The organism is Massilia norwichensis, assembly GCF_024753245.1.
Classification (GTDB): Bacteria; Pseudomonadota; Gammaproteobacteria; order Burkholderiales; family Burkholderiaceae_D; genus Telluria; species Telluria norwichensis.
In genome coordinates this window covers 178501-197590 of the sequence record NZ_JANUGX010000002.1, presented here as the reverse complement: position 1 = coordinate 197590, position 19090 = coordinate 178501, and the positions used below count along the sequence as shown (strand labels likewise).

Below are 19090 nucleotides of genomic sequence, written 5' to 3'. Positions count from 1 at the left end.
GTCCACGATGAAGAAATTCTTGGCCAGCACGATGATCGCGGTGACCGCACTGTCCTTCGTCGCCGAAGCGTTCGCGCGTCCGGTGGGCGGCGGCCGTTCCTTCGGCCGCCAGTCGCAGTCGGTGCGCCAGATGCGCGCGCCGGCGCCGGCCCCCGCGCCGGCACCGTCCCAGCAGCCGGGCTACCAGCGCCAGGCACCGGCACCGGCCGCGCCTGCACAAGTGCCGCAGCGTCGTCCGAGCATGTGGAAGGGCGTCCTGGGCGGCGCGCTGCTGGGCCTGGGCCTGGGCGCGCTGTTCTCGCACCTCGGCATCGGCGGCGCCATGGCCAGCGCCTTGTCCTCGATCCTGATGATCCTGCTGCTGGTGCTCGCCGTGGTGTTCATCGTGCGCATGTTCCGCCGCAAAGCCACGCCGTCGAATACGCAGTTCTCGGGTTTCAATCCGACGCCTGCGCCGGCGACCGGCACGCCGGAAATCGGCTCGGGTCTGAACCAGGGCTGGCAGCCTGAGACCGCCAGCAACTATGCCGGCGGCTACAACCAGCCGACCTCGAACGTGTCGCTGAACAAGCAGACCGCGCACCAGCAATGGGGCGTGCCGGCCGGCTTCGACACCGAGGCCTTCCTGCGCCATGCGAAAGCCTCGTTCATCCGCATGCAGGCAGCCTGGGACCGCGGCGATACGGCCGACCTGCGCGAGTTCACCTCGCCGGAAGTGTTTGCCGAGCTGCAGATGCAGATCCAGGAGCGCGGCGGCCAGCAGGATTACACCGAAGTCGTCTCGATCGACGCCCAACTGCTGGGCATCGAAACCACCGAGCGCGACTACCTGGCGAGCGTGCAGTTCAACGGCATGATCCGCAACGCCCCGGGCGCGCTGGCCGAGCCCTACGTCGAGGTGTGGAACCTGGCGAAGCCGCTGAACGGCAACGGTGGCTGGGTCCTGGCGGGCATCCAGCAGATCACGTAAGATATTTTTGACAATATTTTTGTCATAACGATCCGTGCCGCCGGGTTTGTGCCCCGGCGAACTGGTAAGATCGAACCGCCCAACGCAGGGCGGTTTTTTTTTGAACGCAAGCCTCCATGTCATCAACTCCTTCTTTTCTCAGCGTAGCGACCATCAACCACCTGCTGGCCCAGGAAGCCTGGGCGCGCGATACCCTGATGCGCCGCGCCGGCAAGGTCGCCTGCATCGACATGGGCCACCTGCGCCTGTGCATGCGCGTGGCGAAAGACGGCATGCTGGAAGCGGCCGGTGCCGATGACGTGCCGGACGTGACCATTCACGTCAAGCCGGGCGACCTGCCGCTGATCCTGCAGAACCGCGACCGCGCCTTTTCCTATGTGCGCATCGAGGGCGATGCCGAATTCGCCAACACCATCTCGCAACTGTCGAAAGGCCTGCGCTGGGATGCCGAGCATGATCTGGAACGCTTTCTCGGCCCCATCGCCGCCACCCGCCTGGTCGGCGGCGCGCGCGCGGCGGTGTCGCACGCGACCGGTGCCGGGCGCCGCCTTGCCGAGAACGTCGCCGAATTCCTGCTCGAGGAGCGCCGCGTCCTGATCCGCCCGGAGGCCGTCGATGCCTTCGCGGACGACGTGAACCGCCTGCGCGACGACGTCGAGCGTACCGCCAAGCGCATCGCCAAACTGGAGCAGAAACTGGAACAGCGGCTGGCCCAGCGCAGCGCCACCCCTGTGCCGCGACTGCCGCACGACCCACAATCGGATAGCTGATGATTCTGAAATTCCTGCGCCTGCTGAAGATCTTCACGGTTTTCACGAAATACGGTCTCGACGAGATCGCGATGTCCGGCCTGCAAGTGCCGCGCACCGCCCGCTTCATTAACACCATGTTCTTCTGGCGCCGCATCACGTCGCCGCGCGCGATCCGCCTGCGCCTGGCGCTGGAAGAGCTGGGACCGATCTTCGTGAAGTTCGGCCAGGTGCTGTCGACCCGCCCCGACCTGATGCCGCCGGATATCGTGGCCGAGCTGTCGCTGCTGCAGGACCGCGTGCCGCCTTTCGATTCCGACCTCGCCATCGCCCAGATCACGCGCTCGCTCGGCGCCCCGCCGGAGCAGCTGTTCGCTACTTTCGAGCGCACGCCGGTGGCGTCGGCCTCGATCGCCCAGGTCCACTTCGCCACCCTCAAGAACGGCAAGGAAGTCGCGGTCAAGGTGCTGCGTCCGGGGATGAAATCGACCATCGACGAAGACCTGGCCCTGATGCAGATGGCGGCCGGCCTGATCGAAAAGGTGTGGCCGGACAGCCGCCGCCTGAAGCCGCGCGAAGTCGTCGCCGAATTCGACAAGTACCTGCACGACGAGCTCGACCTGATGCGCGAAGCGGCCCAGGCCAGCCAGCTGCGCCGCAACTTCGCCAACTCGACCCTGCTGATGGTCCCGGAGATGTACTGGGATTACTGCTCCAGCAGCGTGATCGTGATGGAGCGCATGAACGGCATCCCGATCTCGCAGACCGACCGCCTGGTCGCAGCCGGCGTCGACCTGAAAAAGCTGTCGCGCGATGGCGTCGAGATCTTCTTCACCCAGGTCTTCCGCGACGGTTTCTTCCACGCGGATATGCACCCCGGCAACATCCTGGTGTCGGTGGAGGAGGCGACCTTCGGGCGCTACATTGCGCTCGACTTCGGCATCGTCGGCACCCTGAACGATTTCGACAAGGATTACCTGTCGCAGAACTTCCTGGCCTTCTTCCGCCGCGACTACAAGCGCGTGGCCGAAGCCCACATCGAATCCGGCTGGGCGCCGCGCGACACCCGCGTCGACGAACTGGAAGCCGCAGTGCGCGCGACCTGCGAACCGATCTTCGACCGTCCGCTGAAGGACATCTCCTTCGGCCAGGTGCTGCTGCGCCTGTTCCAGACCTCGCGCCGCTTCAACGTCGAGGTCCAGCCGCAGCTGGTGCTGCTGCAGAAGACCATGCTCAACATCGAGGGCCTGGGGCGCCAGCTCGATCCGGACCTCGACCTGTGGAAGACCGCGAAACCCTATCTGGAGCGCTGGATGGCCGACCAGGTGGGCTGGCGCGGCTTCGTCGAGCGCCTGCGCGACGAGGCGCCGCGCTTCGCCCAGATCTTCCCGCAGATCCCGCGCCTGGCCCACCAGGTGCTGCACAAGCGCGCGCACAGCGACCTCGACATGGGCGACCTGATGTACAAGCTGGTCGAGAACCAGCGCCGCACCAACCGCCTGCTGGCCATCCTCGCCTGCGTCACGGCCGTCGCGGTGGTCGGCCTGGCCGCGGTGCACTTCGTCCGCTTCTGACGCCATGCCGGACTTTGCCAGCCGCGATCCGCTGACGCCGACGTTCTGGGACGAACGCTTCGACAGGCAATTCACGCCCTGGGACCGGGGCGGCGCGTCGGCCGCGCTGCGGGCCTTCGTGGCGAATGCCCCGGCGCTCTTGTCGACCGCAGGACGGCCCCCGGCTGTCTTGCTGCCGGGTTGCGGCTCGGCCTACGAACTGGCGCTGATGCTGGATGCCGGCTGGGACGCCACCGCCATCGATTTTTCGCCGGTCGCGGTGGCGCGCGCCAAGGCGCTGGCGGGACCGCACGCCGGCCATATCGTGCAGGCCGACTTCTTCGATTACGTCCCATCCAGGCCGCTCGACCTGGTCTACGAACAGGCTTTCCTGTGCGCGCTGCCGCGGGCGCGCTGGCCCGAGGTGGCCGCGCGCTGGGCGCGCCTGCTGGCACCGGGCGGCCTGCTGGCTGGCTATTTCTTCTTCGACGATGTGCCGAAGGGGCCGCCGTTCGGCATCGCCCGCGCCCAGCTCGATGCGCTGCTGGCGCCGCATTTCGATTGCATCGCCGACGAGGCGGTGACCGATTCGATCCCGGTATTCCTTGAGAAGGAGCGCTGGATGATCTGGCGCCGCCGCTAATGATTGTTCCGTTAAATCCCGCCGTGTATGATTGAAAAAATAATGCACCGGCAGGTGATAAAACGGAGGCGCGAGTGGCGGACGTCATACTCGAAACACGCAAGCTCACCAAGGCCTTCAAAGGCTTTACGGCGGTCGGCGGCGTCGATCTGAATATCGAGCGTGGACATATCCACGCGCTGATCGGGCCGAACGGGGCAGGGAAGACCACCTGCTTCAACCTGCTCACCAAATTCCTCACCCCGACATCCGGCCAGATCCTGTTCAATGGCCGCGACATCACGGCGGCGGCGCCGGCGCAGATCGCGCGCATGGGCATCATCCGCTCCTTCCAGATCTCGGCGGTCTTTCCGCACCTGACCGTGCTGCAGAACGTGCGCATCGGCCTGCAGCGTACGCTCGGCACCAGCTTCCACTTCTGGCGCAGCGAGCGCTCGCTGGACGTGTTGAACGGCCGCGCGATGCAGCTGCTGGAAGAGGTCGACCTGGCCGGTTTTGCCGACCAGGTCACCGCCAGCCTGCCCTACGGCCGCAAGCGCGCATTGGAGATCGCCGCGACGCTGGCGATGGAGCCGGAGCTGATGCTGCTGGACGAGCCGACCCAGGGCATGGGCCACGAGGACGTGCACCGCGTGACGGCGCTGATCAAGAAGGTGTCGAGCGGGCGCACGATCCTGATGGTGGAGCACAACATGAGCGTGGTATCCGGCATCTGCGACCGCATCTCGGTGCTGCAGCGCGGCGCGGTGCTGGCCGAGGGCAGCTACGCCGAGGTCTCGAAGGACCCGCAGGTGATGGAAGCCTATATGGGAGCGCCGCAATGAGCCCTGCAATGAGCGCCGCACTCGAGATCGCCAACCTGCAGGCCTGGTATGGCGAATCGCACGTCCTGCACGGCATCAGCCTGAGCGTGCAGCCGGGCGAGGTGGTGGCCCTGCTGGGCCGCAACGGCGCCGGCCGCACCACGCTCCTGCGCGCCGTCATGGGCCTGACCGGGCGCCGCAGCGGCTCGATCAGGATCCACGGCGTCGAGGCGATCGGCCTGCCGACCCACAGGATCGCCCACCTCGGCATCGGCTACTGCCCGGAGGAGCGCGGCATCTTCGCTTCGCTGTCGACCGAGGAAAACCTGCTGCTGCCGCCCGTGCTGGATGCAGGCAAGGGCATGTCGCTCGACGAGATCTACGCGATGTTCCCGAACCTGCTGGAGCGCCGCCACAGCCAGGGTACGCGCCTGTCCGGCGGCGAGCAGCAGATGCTGGCGGTGGCGCGCATCCTGCGCACCGGCGCCCGCCTGCTGCTGCTGGACGAGATCTCGGAAGGCCTGGCGCCCGTCATCGTGCAGGCGCTGGCGCGCATGATCCTCACCCTCAAGGAGAAAGGCTATACCATCGTGATGGTCGAGCAGAACTTCCGCTTCGCGGCGCCGCTGGCGGACCGCTTCTACGTGATCGAGCATGGGCAAATCGCCGACACCATCGCCGCGGCCGACCTGGAAGCCAGGATGCCGGCGCTCACCGAACTGCTGGGGGTGTGATGGAGATCCTCGGCGTGCCCCTGCAGGCATTGATGAGCCAACTGCTGCTCGGCCTGGTGAACGGTTCCTTCTACGCGATGCTGTCGCTGGGCCTGGCCGTGATCTTCGGCCTGCTCAACGTGATCAACTTCTCGCATGGGGCGTTGTACATGGTCGGCGCCTTCCTGGCCTACATCGGCGTGACCCAGTTCGGCCTGAATTACTGGATGATGCTGGTGTTGGCGCCGCTGTTGGTGGGCCTGCTCGGCATCGTGATCGAACGCACCATGCTGCGCTGGCTGTACAAGCTCGATCACCTGTACGGCCTGCTGCTGACCTTCGGCCTGACCCTGCTGCTGGAAGGCCTGTTCCGCTCCTTCTACGGCGTGTCCGGCCAGACCCTCGACGTGCCCGAACAGCTTGCCGGCGCCACCAACCTGGGCTTCATGATCCTGCCGAACTACCGCGCCTGGGTGGTCGCGGCTTCGATCGTGGTCTGCCTCGGCACCTGGTTCGTGATCGAGAAGACGCGACTCGGCGCCTACCTGCGCGCCGGCACCGAGAACCCGAAACTGGTCGAAGCCTTCGGCGTCAACGTGCCGATGATGGTGATGCTGACCTACGGCTTCGGCGTCGCGCTGGCCGGCCTGGCCGGCGTGCTGGCGGCGCCCGTCATCAACGTCACGCCGCTGATGGGATCGAACCTGATCATCGTCGTGTTCGCGGTGGTGGTGATCGGCGGGATGGGCTCGATCCTCGGCTCCATCCTGACCGGCCTCGGTCTGGGCGTGATCGAAGGGCTGACCCGGGTGTTTTATCCGGAGGGGTCGGAAGTCGTGGTGTTCGTGGTGATGGTGATCGTGCTGCTGCTGCGCCCGGCCGGCCTGTTCGGCAAGGAGAAGTAAGAGACCTCGCAAACCTACTGCGCGTTGCATTGTTGGCCTGCGATGCTCGCTACGGTTTTCGAGGCCACTTAAGAGAGGATATATGAATAAGAAAATCTTATGCATGGTGGCCTTGGCCATCGCGCTGGCCGCGCCCATGTTCGCCTACCCGGTGTTCCTGATGAAGCTCCTGTGCTTCGGTCTGTTCGCCTGCGCCTTCAACCTCTTGATCGGCTATACGGGGCTGCTGTCCTTCGGCCATGCGGCCTTCCTCGGCACTGGCGGCTACGTGGCCGGTTATGCCTTGACGACGCTGGGCTTGCCGGTGCCGCTCGGGATCCTGCTCGCCGTGCTGGCAGCCGGCGTGCTGGGGCTGGTGATGGGGCTACTTGCGATCCGGCGCCAGGGCATCTATTTTTCGATGATCACGCTGGCGCTGGCGCAGATGGTGTATTTCGCGGCGCTGCGCGCGCCGTTCACGCACGGCGAGGATGGCCTGCAGGGCGTCCCGCGCGGCAGCCTGTTCGGCCTGGACCTGTCCAACGACCTGACCCTGTACTACGTGGTGCTGGCGATCTTCGTGGGCGGCTTCGCGCTGATCGTGCGCACCATCCACTCGCCTTTCGGCCAGGTGCTCAAGGCGATCAAGGAAAACGAGCCGCGCGCGATCTCGCTGGGCTACGACGTCGACCGCTACAAGCTGCTGGCCTTCGTACTGTCCGCCGCGCTGGCCGGCCTGGCGGGCGCCACCAAGACCCTGGTGCTGAGCTTCGAAACCCTCACCGACGTGCACTGGACCATGTCCGGCCTGGTGATCCTGATGACCCTGGTGGGCGGCATGGGCACGCTGGTGGGGCCGATCGTCGGCGCCTTCCTGATCGTCTCGCTGGAAAACCGTCTCGGCGACCTCGGCACCTGGCTGGCCGAAGCCACCCACATCGAATGGTTCTCGACCCTGGGCGAATCGGTGGGCATCGTGACCGGCCTGGTGTTCGTCGCCTGCGTGCTGCTGTTCCGCCGCGGCGTGGTGGGCGAGATCGGCGCCTTCGTGGCATCGCGCCAGAGCGCTGGGGACGCCGGAACCGTTACGCGGGCCGGCGCGGCCGGCACACCGCCCTGAAACCGGCGGCACAGTAAGCAATCATCCGCGGCGCGATCGCCGCCATGTCGGCGGAGCTGGCGCTGCCTTCCGACAGCTGGTCCAGGCGGCCGGTATCGCTCAGGGTCAGGCACAGGGCGCCGGTCAGGAAGTGGTAGCTGTAGAACAGGTCTTCGGTGGCGGCCTGCGGCAGCACCCGCTGCAGCAGGCCGATGAAGCGGCGCACCACCGGGTCGAAGTTGCTGGTCATGGTGTCCGTGCCCCAGCCGCGCGCGTTGTTGACCAGGCCGAGCAGGGCGAAATAATGCTTCCAGCCGGGGTCGTTGTGGCGGGCCCGGTCGAGCAGCGGCATCAGGAAGGCCGAGGCGACGCCTTCGACGGTCATGTTGTCGCCGAATTCCTCTTCGTAGCGCAGCATCGCGTCCAGGCGGTCCTGGTTGATCGTGGCTGCGCGGCGCGCGAACACGGCGTCGAACAGCGCCTGCTTGGTGCCGAAATAATAGTGGACCAGGGCCGAATCGACCCCGCATTCGACGGCGACGGCGCGCACCGTCACGCCGTGGAAGCCGTGAAGGGCGAACAGCTTTTCGGCGGCGTCGAGGATGACCGGCGAGGTTTCGCTGCCGCCCTCGATCCGGGGACGGCGGCCGACCGACCTGGCCTTGCGCGCATTGCCGGCAGGGGAGCTGGATTCGGTGGTGCGCGTCATCGGCTCTGGAGTTGATGGGGACGCGCAATTCTACAACGGAGTATCCTGTCCGGATTACATCGATGGAAAGCGAGGAATACGCATGGATTTACATGGCAAGGTGGTCGTGGTCACCGGCGGCGCCCAGGGTATCGGCCTGGCGATCGCCGAACGCTGCGCGGCGGATGGTGCCCGCGTCGCGGTATGGGACTTGCGCGCCGAGGCGGTCGACGCCGCGGTGGCGCGCCTGCGCGCGGAGGCGCAGGCCGATGTGCTGGGCTGCGTGGTCGACGTCTCCAGCATGGCCAGCGTGCAGGCGGCACTCGACGCCACGCTGGCGCACTTCGGGCGCCTGGATGGCCTGGTCAACAATGCCGGCATCGTCGCCGACGCGCAGTTGCGCAAGATGAGCGAAGCCCAGTGGGACGCCGTCATCGACGTCAACCTGAAGGGCGTGTTCAACTGCGGGCGCGCGGCGGTGGAGGCGCTGATCGGGAGCGGCGGGGCGATCGTGAACATCTCGTCGATCGTCGGCCTGAGCGGCAACTTCGGGCAGACCAACTATGCGGCGGCGAAGGCGGGCGTGCTCGGCATGACCAAGACCTGGGCGCGCGAACTGGGCCGCAAGGGCGTGCGCTGCAATGCCGTATGTCCGGGCTTCGTCGGCACCGCCATCGTCAAGGACATCCCGCAGCACCTGATCGACGAGATGGTCAAGGCGGTGCCGCAGGGCCGCATGGGCCGGCCGGAGGAGGTCGCTTCGTGCGTGGCCTTCCTGCTGTCCGCCGATGCCAGCTACGTGAACGGCGCCACGCTCGAAGTGTCGGGCGGGCTGACCCTGTAAGCGCCGGCCGCCGCCAAAAGAAAAAGGGCCCGCGCAGGGCCCTTGATTTGAAGTCGTTCTTGTATGGCTTAGCGGCGGCGGCGGAGCCGGTCGCGCAAACTTCTGTTTCTTAGCAACTAAGGTGTGCTATTTAAACAGGTATGTTGATGTTCGGCAAACCCAGCACATCCATTGTGCTGAAGAAAAACAACACTGTTGCCTATTTGCAGCAAGTTGTAAGGGTGTCTATCCTGCCCAGGCAGTGCGCCAAAGGGCAAATCCTCCCGCAAAAGCTTTATAATTCAGGGTTTTGATGATTTTTGCGGAGTATTCAGATGCCGATTTACGCCTACCGCTGCGATGAATGCGGTTTTGCCAAGGATGTACTGCAAAAGATTTCGGATCCGGTTCTGACCGTGTGCCCGTCGTGCGGCAAGTCATCGTTCAAGAAGCAGGTCACGGCTGCCGGTTTCCAGCTCAAGGGTACCGGCTGGTACGTGACTGACTTCCGCGGTGGCAATGCCCCGGCGACCGGCACGGCGCCGTCGACCGACAGCGGCGCAAGCAGCAGCGCCGGCGGCGACAGCACCGCCAGTGCCGCGCCAGCGCCGGCACCGGCCTCGACGCCGGGCGACAGCAGCACCTGACCCCTTTGCGGACACCGAATGCGTAAATATTTCATCACCGGCGCGCTGGTTCTGGTCCCCCTGGCGATTACCGCCTGGGTGCTGAACTTCGTGATCAGCACGCTGGACCAGTCGCTGGTGCTGGTCCCCAGCGAGTGGCAACCGCGCACCTACATCCCCGGCCTGGGTGCGATCATCACGCTGGCGATCGTGTTCCTGACCGGCGTGCTGACCAATAACCTGGTCGGCAAATGGTTCGTGCGCCTGTGGGAACGCCTGCTGAACCGCATTCCGGTCGTGAACTCGATCTACGGCAGCGTCAAGCAGGTGTCCGACACCCTGTTCTCGTCCTCGGGCAACGCCTTTCGCAAGGCCGTGCTGATCCCGTACCCGCACGAGAACTCGTACACGATCGCCTTCCTGACCGGCGTGCCGGGCGGCGACGTGAAGAATCACCTGGTGGGCGACTACGTGAGCGTGTACGTGCCGACCACCCCGAATCCGACCTCCGGCTTCTTCCTGATGATGGAACGCAGCCGGGTGGTGGAACTGGACATGACGGTCGACGCCGCCCTGAAGTACATCGTGTCGATGGGCGTCGTGGCGCCGGCACCGGCCGAAGACGCCGTCAAGGATTTACAAGAGATTAAACGCCTGGCAGCAGGCACCGAATAACCAACCTGGATCGAAAAACTATGTCCTCCATGCGTACCAACTACTGCGGCCTCGTGACCGAAGAGCTGCTGGGCCAAACCGTCAGCCTGTGCGGCTGGGTGCACCGTCGCCGCGACCACGGTGGCGTGATCTTCATCGACCTGCGCGACCGTGAAGGCCTGGTGCAGGTCGTCTGCCACCCCGACAATGCGGAAGTCTTCAAGGCCGCCGAGCACGTGCGCAACGAGTACTGCCTGCGCATCACCGGCACCGTCGTGAACCGCCTGGAGGGCACCGCCAACGCCAACCTGAAGTCGGGCAAGATCGAAATCAACACCACCGGCCTCGAAGTGCTGAACGCCTCGGTCCCGGTGCCGTTCCAGCTGGACGACGACAACCTGTCGGAAACCACCCGCCTGACGCACCGCGTGCTCGACCTGCGCCGCCAGCAGATGCAGCACAACCTGCGCCTGCGCTACAAGGTCTCGATGGAAGTGCGCAAGTACCTGGACAACCTGGGCTTCATCGACATCGAAACCCCGATGCTGACCAAGTCGACCCCGGAAGGCGCGCGCGACTACCTGGTCCCGTCGCGCGTCAACCCGGGCAACTTCTTCGCGCTGCCGCAGTCGCCGCAGCTGTTCAAGCAGCTGCTGATGGTCGCCAACTTCGACCGTTACTACCAGATCACCAAGTGCTTCCGCGACGAAGACCTGCGCGCCGACCGCCAGCCGGAATTCACCCAGATCGACTGCGAAACCTCGTTCCTGACCGAGCAGGAAATCCGTGACCTGTTCGAAGACATGATGCGCGTCGTCTTCAAGAACGCCGCCGGCATCGACCTGCCGAACCCGTTCCCGGTGATGGACTTCGCCACCGCCATGGGCTCCTACGGTTCGGACAAGCCGGACATGCGCGTCAAGCTGCAGTTCACCGAACTGACCGAACTGATGAAGACCGTCGAGTTCAAGGTGTTCAACTCGGCCGCCAACCTGCCGAACGGCCGCGTGGTCGGCCTGCGCGTGCCGCAGGGCGGTTCGATGCCGCGTTCGGAAATCGACGCCTACACCCAGTTCGTCGGCATCTACGGCGCCAAGGGCCTGGCCTACATCAAGGTCAACGAGAAGGCCAAGGGCCGCGATGGCCTGCAGTCGCCGATCGTGAAGAACATCTCGGACGAAGTTCTCACCCAGATCCTGGAACTGACCGGTGCAGAAGACGGCGACCTGATCTTCTTCGGTGCCGATAAAGCCAAGGTCGTCAACGACGCCATGGGCGCGCTGCGCGTGAAGATCGGCCACTCGGAATTCGGCAAGAAGGCCGGCCTGTTCGACGACCGCTGGGCACCGCTGTGGGTCATCGACTTCCCGATGTTCGAGTACGACGAGGAAGGCGACCGCTGGAACGCCACTCACCACCCGTTCACCGCACCGAAGGACGGCCACGAAGACATGCTCGAGACCAATCCGGGCGCCTGCGTCGCCAAGGCCTACGACATGGTCCTGAACGGCTGGGAACTGGGCGGCGGCTCGATCCGTATCCACCGCGAAGAAGTCCAGAGCAAGGTGTTCCGCGCGCTGAAGATCGACGCCGAAGAAGCCCAGCTGAAGTTCGGCTTCCTGCTCGACGCCCTGCAGTACGGCGCGCCGCCGCACGGTGGCCTGGCCTTCGGCCTGGACCGCCTGATCACGCTGATGACCGGCTCCGAGTCGATCCGCGACGTGATCGCCTTCCCGAAGACCCAGCGCGCACAGGATCTGCTGACCAACGCGCCGTCGGAAGTCGACGAGAAGCAGCTGAAGGAACTGCACATCCGTCTGCGTAACGAGCAGCCGAAGGTGGCGTAAAACCACTGGCGTTTGATCCGTCGTCCCCGCGCAGGCGGGGACCCAAGGTTTGTAGGCGTTACGTTAGCGCATGCATAACTTGGGTCCCCGCCTTCGCGGGGACGACGTTGTTGGAAGCGGGAACGACGATCAATAACGCTACAATGGCGTTATGCCCCACAAAATCCCCGAATCCGTCCTCGTCGTCATCCACACCGCCGACCTCGAGGTCCTGCTGATCGAGCGTGCCGACCGGCCCGGCTTCTGGCAATCCGTCACCGGTTCCCTGGACCGCGTCGACGAGCCGCTGCTCGAGACTGCCACCCGCGAGCTGTTCGAGGAAACCGGCATCCGTGCCGATGGCGAACGCATCGTGCTGCGCGACTGGCACCTGTCCAACGTCTACGAGATCTACCAGACCTGGCGCCACCGCTATGCCCCGGGCGTCACCCACAACACCGAACACGTGTTCTCGGTCTGCGTACCGCGCGATATCCCGATCACCCTGTCGCCGCGCGAACACCTGCGCTACGAATGGCTGCCGCTGCTGGCCGCGGCCGACCGCTGCTTTTCCAGTTCGAACGCGGAAGCGGTGCTGCAGTTGCCGCGCCACGTTGGGCGCCAGTCCTGAAGAGGGATGTGGCAGCGTTGCGCTGCCGCGTACCGACATGCTGCACTGAAATGTTTCATAACATCGCCGACGCAAGCATGTTAATGTAACGAATTACTGAATAGCCGGGAGGCGGCAGGGACTGACCTGCAATGCACAATGAATATGCCTCTCGAGCCCGATAGCGGCATGCTATCCGAAGAAACCTTCCTGACCGGCGACAGCGAAATGGCCGCGCTGATCCTGGCCCACGACTGGTCCAGCACGCCGCTGGGGCCCATCTCCGGCTGGCCGCACAGCCTGCGTACCACCGTCGGCCTGTGCCTGGCCTCCAACTTCCCCATCGATATCATCTGGGGACCGGACAACGTCCAGATCTACAACGACGGTTACCGGGTCATCTGCGGCGACAAGCATCCGGGCTCGCTCGGCCAGGACTTCAAGGAATGCTGGGCCTCGGCCTGGCCGGAGCTCGACCAGCCCTTCGAACAGGCGCGCAGCGGGCGCACGTCCTTCCTGGAGAACCGCCGCATCTTCCTGTTCCGCAAAGGCTACCTGGAAGAGACCTTCTTCACGTTTTCGCTCAGCCCCATCCGCGACGAAAGCGGGAATATCGCCGGCCTGTTCCACCCGGTGACGGAAACCACGGCGACCATGCTCAGCGAGCGGCGCACGCGTGCGCTGCGCGACCTGAATGCGCAACTGGGCCGGGCCGACACGCGTGCCGACCTGTTCCGCCTCCTGATGCAGACCGTGGCGCAGTGCGAACTCGACCTGCCGTTCGCGCTGCTGTACGAGCGCGATCCCGACAGCGGCAACTACCGGCTGGCCGGCGACACCGGCATGCCCCCCGGCACCGCGATGGCGCCGTCCGTGCTGGCGCCAGGCGACGACGCGGTCTGGCCGATGCCGGAACTGATGCAAACCGATGCGCCGCTGCGCCTGACCGGCCTGCGCGCGCGCCTCGAGGGCGCCGCCTGCGGCCCCTACGAAGAAGCGCCGGACGCCGCGTTCGCGCTGCCGGTCAGCCAGCCGGGCAGTGTCCAGCCCGACCTGTTGCTGATGGCCGGCGCCAGCGCGCGCCTGCCGCTCGACGATACCTACGCCGGTTTCTACGATCTGGTGCAGGCCGCGCTCGGCGCCGCACTGGCGCGCGTGGACGCGGTCGAGGCCGAGCGCAAGCGCGCCGCCATGCTGGCCGCCATCGACCGTGCGAAAACCGCGTTCTTCTCCAACGTCAGCCACGAATTCCGCACGCCGCTGACCCTGATGCTGGGGCCGCTCGAAGAAGCCTTGCAGGCGGATGGCGTGGCACCGGACCAGCGCGCGCGCCTGGACATCGCCAACCGCAACGCCCAGCGCCTGCTGCGCCTGGTGAATTCGCTGCTCGATTTCTCGCGCATCGAGGCCGGCCGCATCGAAGCCGGCTTCGTCGCCACCGAACTGGGACCGCTGACGACCGACCTGGCCAGTAACTTCCGCGCCGCCTGCGAACGTGCCGGCCTCGATCTCGAGATCGACTGCCCAGCCTTGCCCGGCGCCGTCTTCGTCGATCCGGCGATGTGGGAAACGATCGTCCTGAACCTGTTGTCGAACGCCTTCAAGTTCACCCTTGCCGGCGGTATCCGCGTGACCCTGCGCGAAGCCGGCGGCATGGCCGAGCTGCGGGTCGCCGATACCGGCGTCGGCATTCCCGCAGCCGACCTCGACCACGTATTCGAGCGCTTCCACCGGGTCGAAGGCCAGGCCGGGCGCTCGGTGGAAGGTACCGGCATCGGCCTGTCGCTGGTGCGCGAACTGGTGCAGCTGCACGGCGGTACGATCGCCGTCGCCAGCACCCAGGGCCAGGGCGCGGTGTTCACCCTGCGCCTGCCGTTCGGCGCGGCCCACCTGCCGCCGCACCAGGTGGCATCGGGGGACGCCGCGCATGCCGCCGGCGAGACGCTGCCCGCCGCGGCGCAGCGCTACGTCGACGAAGCCCTGGGCTGGCTGCCGGACGATGTGCCGGCATCGGCATCGGCACCGGCACCGGCACCGGCCGGGGACGGCGCTGGCCTGTCCCTGCGCAGCGGCCGTGTCGTGCTGGCCGACGACAATGCCGACATGCGTGCCTACATCAGGCGCGTGCTGGAAGAGGGCGGCCACGAGGTGACGGCGTTCGGCAACGGCCGCGCGGCGCTCGACGCCGTACGTTCGGCGGCGCAGGCCGGCACCTTGCCGGACCTGGTGCTGTCCGATGTGATGATGCCCGGGCTGGACGGCTTCGGCCTGCTGGCGGCGCTGCGCGCCCATCCGGCGACCAGCGGCGTGGCGATGTTCCTGCTGTCCGCGCGCGCCGGCGAAGAAGCCCGGCTCGAAGGCCTGCACGCCGGCGCCGACGACTACCTGGTCAAGCCCTTCGGCGCGCGCGAACTGCGCGCGCGGGTGGACGGTGCCATCAGGCTGGCGCGCCAGCGCCGCGACGCCGCCGCGCGCGAGCAGGCCCTGCGCCTGGAAGTCGAAACGGCGCGCGACAAGGCGGCGCTGGCGGACAGCCAGCGGCATGCCGCCGCGCTGTTCGAGCAGACCACGGTCGGCATCGCCGAAGCGAGCCTCGACGGCGTCCTGCTGAACGTCAACCAGCGTTATGCCGACATGATCGGCCTGCCCCGCGAAGAGATCGTCGGGCGCCGGGTCGACGCTTTTCTCCATCCGGAGGATGCGCCGGACAACCGGGCGCTGTTCGCCGCCCTGGTCGAGTATGGCATTCCCTACGAACTCGAAAACCGTTTCCTGCGTTCCGACGGCCGGGTGCTCTGGGTCGGCAAGACCGTGACGCCGGTGCGCGGCCGCGACGGCGGCCCGTCGACCGTGCTTGGCGTGTACATGGATGTCTCGGAACGCAAGCAGGCCGAAGCCGCGCTGCACGAGGCGGCGCGGCGCAAGGACGAATTCCTGGCCATGCTCGCGCACGAACTGCGCAACCCGCTGGCGCCGATCCGTGCGGCGGCCGAGATGATGGGCATGGCCCAGCTCGACGCCGCACGTTCGCGCCGCGTCAGCGACATCATCGGCCGCCAGGTGCGCCACATGACCGCGCTGATCGACGACCTGCTGGACGTCTCGCGCGTCACCCGAGGGCTGGTCGAGATCGACAAGAAGCCGCATGAGGTGCCGGCCATCGTCGCCCATGCGGTCGAACAGGTGCGGCCGCTGATCGAAGCGCAGCGCCACCAGCTGGTGCTGGCGCCCGATCCGGCCGGCGGCCGCGTCCTCGGCGACGAAAAGCGCCTGGTGCAGATCCTCACCAACCTGCTCAACAACGCGGCCAAGTACACCCCGGCCGGCGGCACCATCACGCTGCGCACCGAGGTCGACGCCGATTGCGTGCTGGTGATCGTGAGCGATACCGGGATCGGCATCGCGCCGGCGTTGCGCGCGCAGGTGTTCGACCTGTTTGCCCAGGCCGAGCGCACGCCGGACCGCTCGCAGGGTGGCCTCGGACTGGGCCTGGCCCTGGTCAAGAGCCTGGTCGTCCTGCATGGCGGCCGCGTGGCCTGCCATAGCGCCGGCCTGGGCAAGGGCAGTACCTTCATCGTCCAGTTGCCGCGCCTGCTGGATGAAGCGGCGCCGGCCGCTGCCCCGCCCAGTGCGCCGCCGCAGCAAGGGGCCGGGCAGCTCGATATCCTGGTCGTCGACGACAACACCGATGCCGCCTTCATGTTCAAGCTGCTGCTCGAGCAATGGGGTCACCGTGTGCGGGTCGAGCACGATGCCTATGGCGCGCTCGAGAGCGTCGCCCGCGCAGCGCCGGACGTGGCCCTGCTCGACATCGGCCTGCCCGGCATGGACGGCAACGCGCTCGCGCATCGCCTGCGCTCGATGCCGTCCACCAGCGCCACCATCCTGGTGGCGGTCACCGGCTACGGCATGGAAGGCGACCGCCAGCAAACACTGGCCGCGGGATTCGATCACCACCTGGTCAAGCCCGTCCATACGCCGGACCTGAGCGCGGTGCTCGAGAAAGTGCGCCGCAAGACTTGATACATTACAAGCATCATCGGATGTTCAATATCTGTGCTAAGGTTGGGTGCTCCTGAACAAGGCGGCGCCATTCCCCTGCATGCGCAGTAAAACACACATTCAATTCGCCATCCTGGCCGTGTTCCTGGTGATGGCGCTGGTGGCGGCCGTGCCGTTCTGGCTGGACCGCCAGACCACCACGCTCGTCCAGCAACTGCGCACGGAACTGGAGCAGCAACAGCGCCTCGACAGCATCCTGGATGCGCTGCGCGATGCCGAGACCGGGCAGCGCGGCTTTGTCATCACCGGCAACGAAGTCTTTCTCGAGCCTTACCTGCGTGTCCAGCAAACGCTGCCGCTCGCCATCCGCGAGGCCAAGGACAAGGCGGGCAGCGATGCCGAGCGCGCCAGGATCTGGCGCATCGCGCGCCTGGCCGAGCTGAAGCTGGCCGAACTCGACGAAACCATCGCGATCCGGCGCGCCGACGGTTTCGCGAAGACCGAAGAGGTGGTCGGCTCGCTGCGCGGCAAGGTCTACATGGATGAACTGCGCCGCCAGATCGGGATGCGGCAGGCGCATACCGAGGCGCGCCGCGAAGAGCTGCGCACTGAAATGCTGGCGGCGTCGAACCGGTCGTTTACGGTGAGCGTCGGCGCCACTTTCATCAATATCTGCGTATTCGGCGCACTGCTGACGGTGCTGGCGCGCATGCTGCGCGAACGCCGCGAGACCGCCCGCCAGCTCGAGCAGAAAGCGGCCCAGCTGGCGGCCGCGGTCGAGTTGAGCACGCGCCAGAACCGCGAACTCAGGATCGTCGCCGAGATGTTGCGCGCGGTCGAGGCCCTGCCGTCCAGCCTGGACACCGGACCGGTGGTGGCGCGCAGCTTCTCCAGGCTGCTGCCCGGTGCCGGCGGCACCTTTTTCGCGCTCGGCGCCGGCGAGGCCCGGCTGCGCCAGCTCGCGCGCTGGGGCGCGGCTTCGAACCAGCCGGCGGAGATCGCCCCCGACGACTGCTGGGCCCTGCGCCACGGCGCGCGCTACAAGACCATCGGCTAAGAGGGGGCCGCCTGTGCGCACTACCGCAACGGCGCCGGCGCCGGCGACGACAGCATGCGTCTGTGCGTGCCGCTGGTCACGCAGGACGAACTGGTCGGCATGCTGCACCTTGAGGGCCTGGCCGCGCAAGCGAAGCTGCGCGACGAGCAGGAGCAGCTGGCGGTCTCGCTGGCCGAGCAGCTGGCGCTGGCGCTCGGCAATGCCAGGCTGCGCGAATCGCTGCGCCGCCAGTCGGTACTGGATCCGCTCACCGGCCTGTTCAACCGCCGCTATTTCGAAGAAACGCTGCGGCGCGAACTGGCGCGTTCGCGGCGCATGGCGTCGCCGCTGTCGCTGGTGGTGCTCGACGTCGACCATTTCAAGCGCGTCAACGACGGCTACGGCCACGCCACCGGCGACGCGGTCCTGCGCACCATCGCCCAGCTGGTGCGGCAGTCGATCCGCGACTGCGACGTCGCCTGCCGCTACGGCGGCGAAGAGCTGGTGATCCTGATGCCGGACTGCGCCCAGCAGGATGCGGCCCGGCGCGCCGAGGCGCTGCGGGCCGACATCGCCGGCGCGCCGCCGATGCCTGACGGCGCCGGCCCGGACACCATCACGGCCTCGTTCGGCGTGGCCGAATTTCCGATCCACGGCCCCGACGCTGAGGCGCTGTTCCGCGCCGCCGACCGCGCCTTGTACCAGGCCAAGCGGGAAGGGCGCAACCGCGTCATCGCGGCGGGCCAGCAATAATCCTGCGCACATCGATATGCGCAAAATCTTTTAACAAAATAGTCATATCGAAGCGCGAAAGCATTCGTTCCGATTCCACGGGGCGGACGGTAGCCTGTACTCGTCCATCCTGACCGGAACCCACCATGAATGTCTTATTGCTGGGCGGAAGCCCATCCGCGCCATCGACCACCTGGCGCCTGCTGCAGCTGTTCGGCGAACGCCTGGCGGCGCTGGGCCACCGCAGCGTGGCGCTGCAGGTGCGCCAACTGCCGGCCGCGGCCCTGCTGCAGGGCGACGGCACGGACCCGGTGCTGCGCGAAGCGCTGTCGCTCGTGTTCGAGGCCGACGCCGTGATCGTCGGTACGCCCGTGTACAAAGCCTCGTTCAGCGGCGTGCTGAAGACCTTCCTCGACCTGCTGCCGCAGGACGGGCTGGCCGGCAAGCTGGTGCTGCCGGTGGCCACCGGCGGCGGCCAGTCGCACATGCTGGCGCTCGACTACGCCTTGCGGCCCGTGCTGGCCGCGCTCGGTGCGCGCCACATCCTGCCCAGCATCTACGCCACCTCGCAGCAGTTGCCCTGGGATCCGGCGCGGGGCCTGCAGCCGGCCGACGCCATCGCCGTCCGCATCGAGGCCGGCATCGAACAGCTGCACGGCGAGCTGCAGCTTACTTAAGG

18 protein-coding genes are annotated in these 19090 nt (G+C 66.6%); 17 read left to right on the top strand and 1 reads right to left on the bottom strand.

What is annotated here, in order from left to right:
• The first annotated feature begins 7 nt into the window (after positions 1-7).
• The 8 genes from NX782_RS02630 (at position 8) to NX782_RS02595 (ending at position 7435) form a co-directional block, all read left to right on the top strand.
• On the top strand, positions 8-970 hold the full coding sequence (locus NX782_RS02630; protein WP_258843942.1) for a Tim44 domain-containing protein: 963 nt from the start codon (positions 8-10) through the stop codon (positions 968-970).
• Between the two features lie 116 nt (positions 971-1086).
• Positions 1087-1740: a ubiquinone biosynthesis accessory factor UbiJ gene (locus tag NX782_RS02625; protein WP_258843941.1), complete on the top strand. Its 654-nt coding sequence runs from the start codon at positions 1087-1089 to the stop codon at positions 1738-1740.
• Complete coding sequence (ubiB, locus tag NX782_RS02620) at positions 1740-3293, top strand: ubiquinone biosynthesis regulatory protein kinase UbiB (protein WP_258843940.1); 1554 nt, start codon at positions 1740-1742, stop codon at positions 3291-3293. Before NX782_RS02625 ends, ubiB begins: the two co-directional genes overlap by 1 nt.
• 4 nt (positions 3294-3297) lie before the next feature.
• Entirely contained in the window at positions 3298-3915 is a 618-nt protein-coding gene (locus NX782_RS02615; RefSeq protein ID WP_258843939.1) for a methyltransferase domain-containing protein, read from the top strand.
• Positions 3916-3989: 74 nt separating this feature from the next.
• Entirely contained in the window at positions 3990-4739 is a 750-nt protein-coding gene (locus NX782_RS02610; protein WP_258843938.1) for an ABC transporter ATP-binding protein, read from the top strand.
• An 8-nt stretch (positions 4740-4747) separates the two neighbouring features.
• Positions 4748-5452: an ABC transporter ATP-binding protein gene (locus NX782_RS02605; RefSeq protein ID WP_258843937.1), complete on the top strand. Its 705-nt coding sequence runs from the start codon at positions 4748-4750 to the stop codon at positions 5450-5452.
• Entirely contained in the window at positions 5452-6336 is an 885-nt protein-coding gene (locus NX782_RS02600) for a branched-chain amino acid ABC transporter permease (protein WP_258843936.1), read from the top strand. Before NX782_RS02605 ends, NX782_RS02600 begins: the two co-directional genes overlap by 1 nt.
• A gap of 82 nt (positions 6337-6418) precedes the next feature.
• Positions 6419-7435 (top strand): branched-chain amino acid ABC transporter permease, encoded by a 1017-nt coding sequence (locus NX782_RS02595; RefSeq protein WP_258843935.1) that lies wholly within the window; start codon positions 6419-6421, stop codon positions 7433-7435.
• Here NX782_RS02595 and NX782_RS02590 read toward each other — a convergent pair.
• Entirely contained in the window at positions 7401-8123 is a 723-nt protein-coding gene (locus NX782_RS02590) for a TetR/AcrR family transcriptional regulator (protein ID WP_258843934.1), read from the bottom strand. The genes NX782_RS02595 and NX782_RS02590 overlap by 35 nt on opposite strands.
• Positions 8124-8205: 82 nt before the next feature.
• Between NX782_RS02590 and fabG the strand changes: the two genes are divergently transcribed.
• The 9 genes from fabG to ssuE all read left to right on the top strand — a co-directional run bounded on the left by fabG (position 8206) and on the right by ssuE (position 19088).
• Positions 8206-8946 (top strand): 3-oxoacyl-ACP reductase FabG, encoded by a 741-nt coding sequence (fabG, locus tag NX782_RS02585; RefSeq protein ID WP_258843933.1) that lies wholly within the window; start codon positions 8206-8208, stop codon positions 8944-8946.
• 314 nt (positions 8947-9260) lie between these two features.
• On the top strand, positions 9261-9572 hold the full coding sequence (locus tag NX782_RS02580; RefSeq protein WP_258843932.1) for an FmdB family zinc ribbon protein: 312 nt from the start codon (positions 9261-9263) through the stop codon (positions 9570-9572).
• Between the two features lie 18 nt (positions 9573-9590).
• The gene (locus tag NX782_RS02575; RefSeq protein ID WP_258843931.1) at positions 9591-10226 is read left to right on the top strand and encodes a DUF502 domain-containing protein; all 636 of its coding nucleotides are present in this window, start codon (positions 9591-9593) and stop codon (positions 10224-10226) included.
• 20 nt (positions 10227-10246) lie between these two features.
• Positions 10247-12052, top strand: a complete 1806-nt coding sequence (gene aspS, locus NX782_RS02570; protein WP_258843930.1) for an aspartate--tRNA ligase — start codon at positions 10247-10249, stop codon at positions 12050-12052.
• A gap of 151 nt (positions 12053-12203) precedes the next feature.
• Positions 12204-12662: a dihydroneopterin triphosphate diphosphatase gene (nudB, locus tag NX782_RS02565; RefSeq protein ID WP_258843929.1), complete on the top strand. Its 459-nt coding sequence runs from the start codon at positions 12204-12206 to the stop codon at positions 12660-12662.
• Between the two features lie 168 nt (positions 12663-12830).
• Positions 12831-16664 (top strand): ATP-binding protein, encoded by a 3834-nt coding sequence (locus NX782_RS02560; protein ID WP_258843928.1) that lies wholly within the window; start codon positions 12831-12833, stop codon positions 16662-16664.
• Positions 16665-16743: 79 nt separating this feature from the next.
• On the top strand, positions 16744-17700 hold the full coding sequence (locus NX782_RS02555; RefSeq protein ID WP_258843927.1) for a CHASE3 domain-containing protein: 957 nt from the start codon (positions 16744-16746) through the stop codon (positions 17698-17700).
• A 54-nt stretch (positions 17701-17754) separates the two neighbouring features.
• Positions 17755-18432, top strand: a complete 678-nt coding sequence (locus tag NX782_RS02550) for a GGDEF domain-containing protein (protein WP_258843926.1) — start codon at positions 17755-17757, stop codon at positions 18430-18432.
• A 125-nt stretch (positions 18433-18557) separates the two neighbouring features.
• The gene (gene ssuE / locus NX782_RS02545; RefSeq protein WP_258843925.1) at positions 18558-19088 is read left to right on the top strand and encodes an NADPH-dependent FMN reductase; all 531 of its coding nucleotides are present in this window, start codon (positions 18558-18560) and stop codon (positions 19086-19088) included.
• Positions 19089-19090 lie beyond the last annotated feature (2 nt).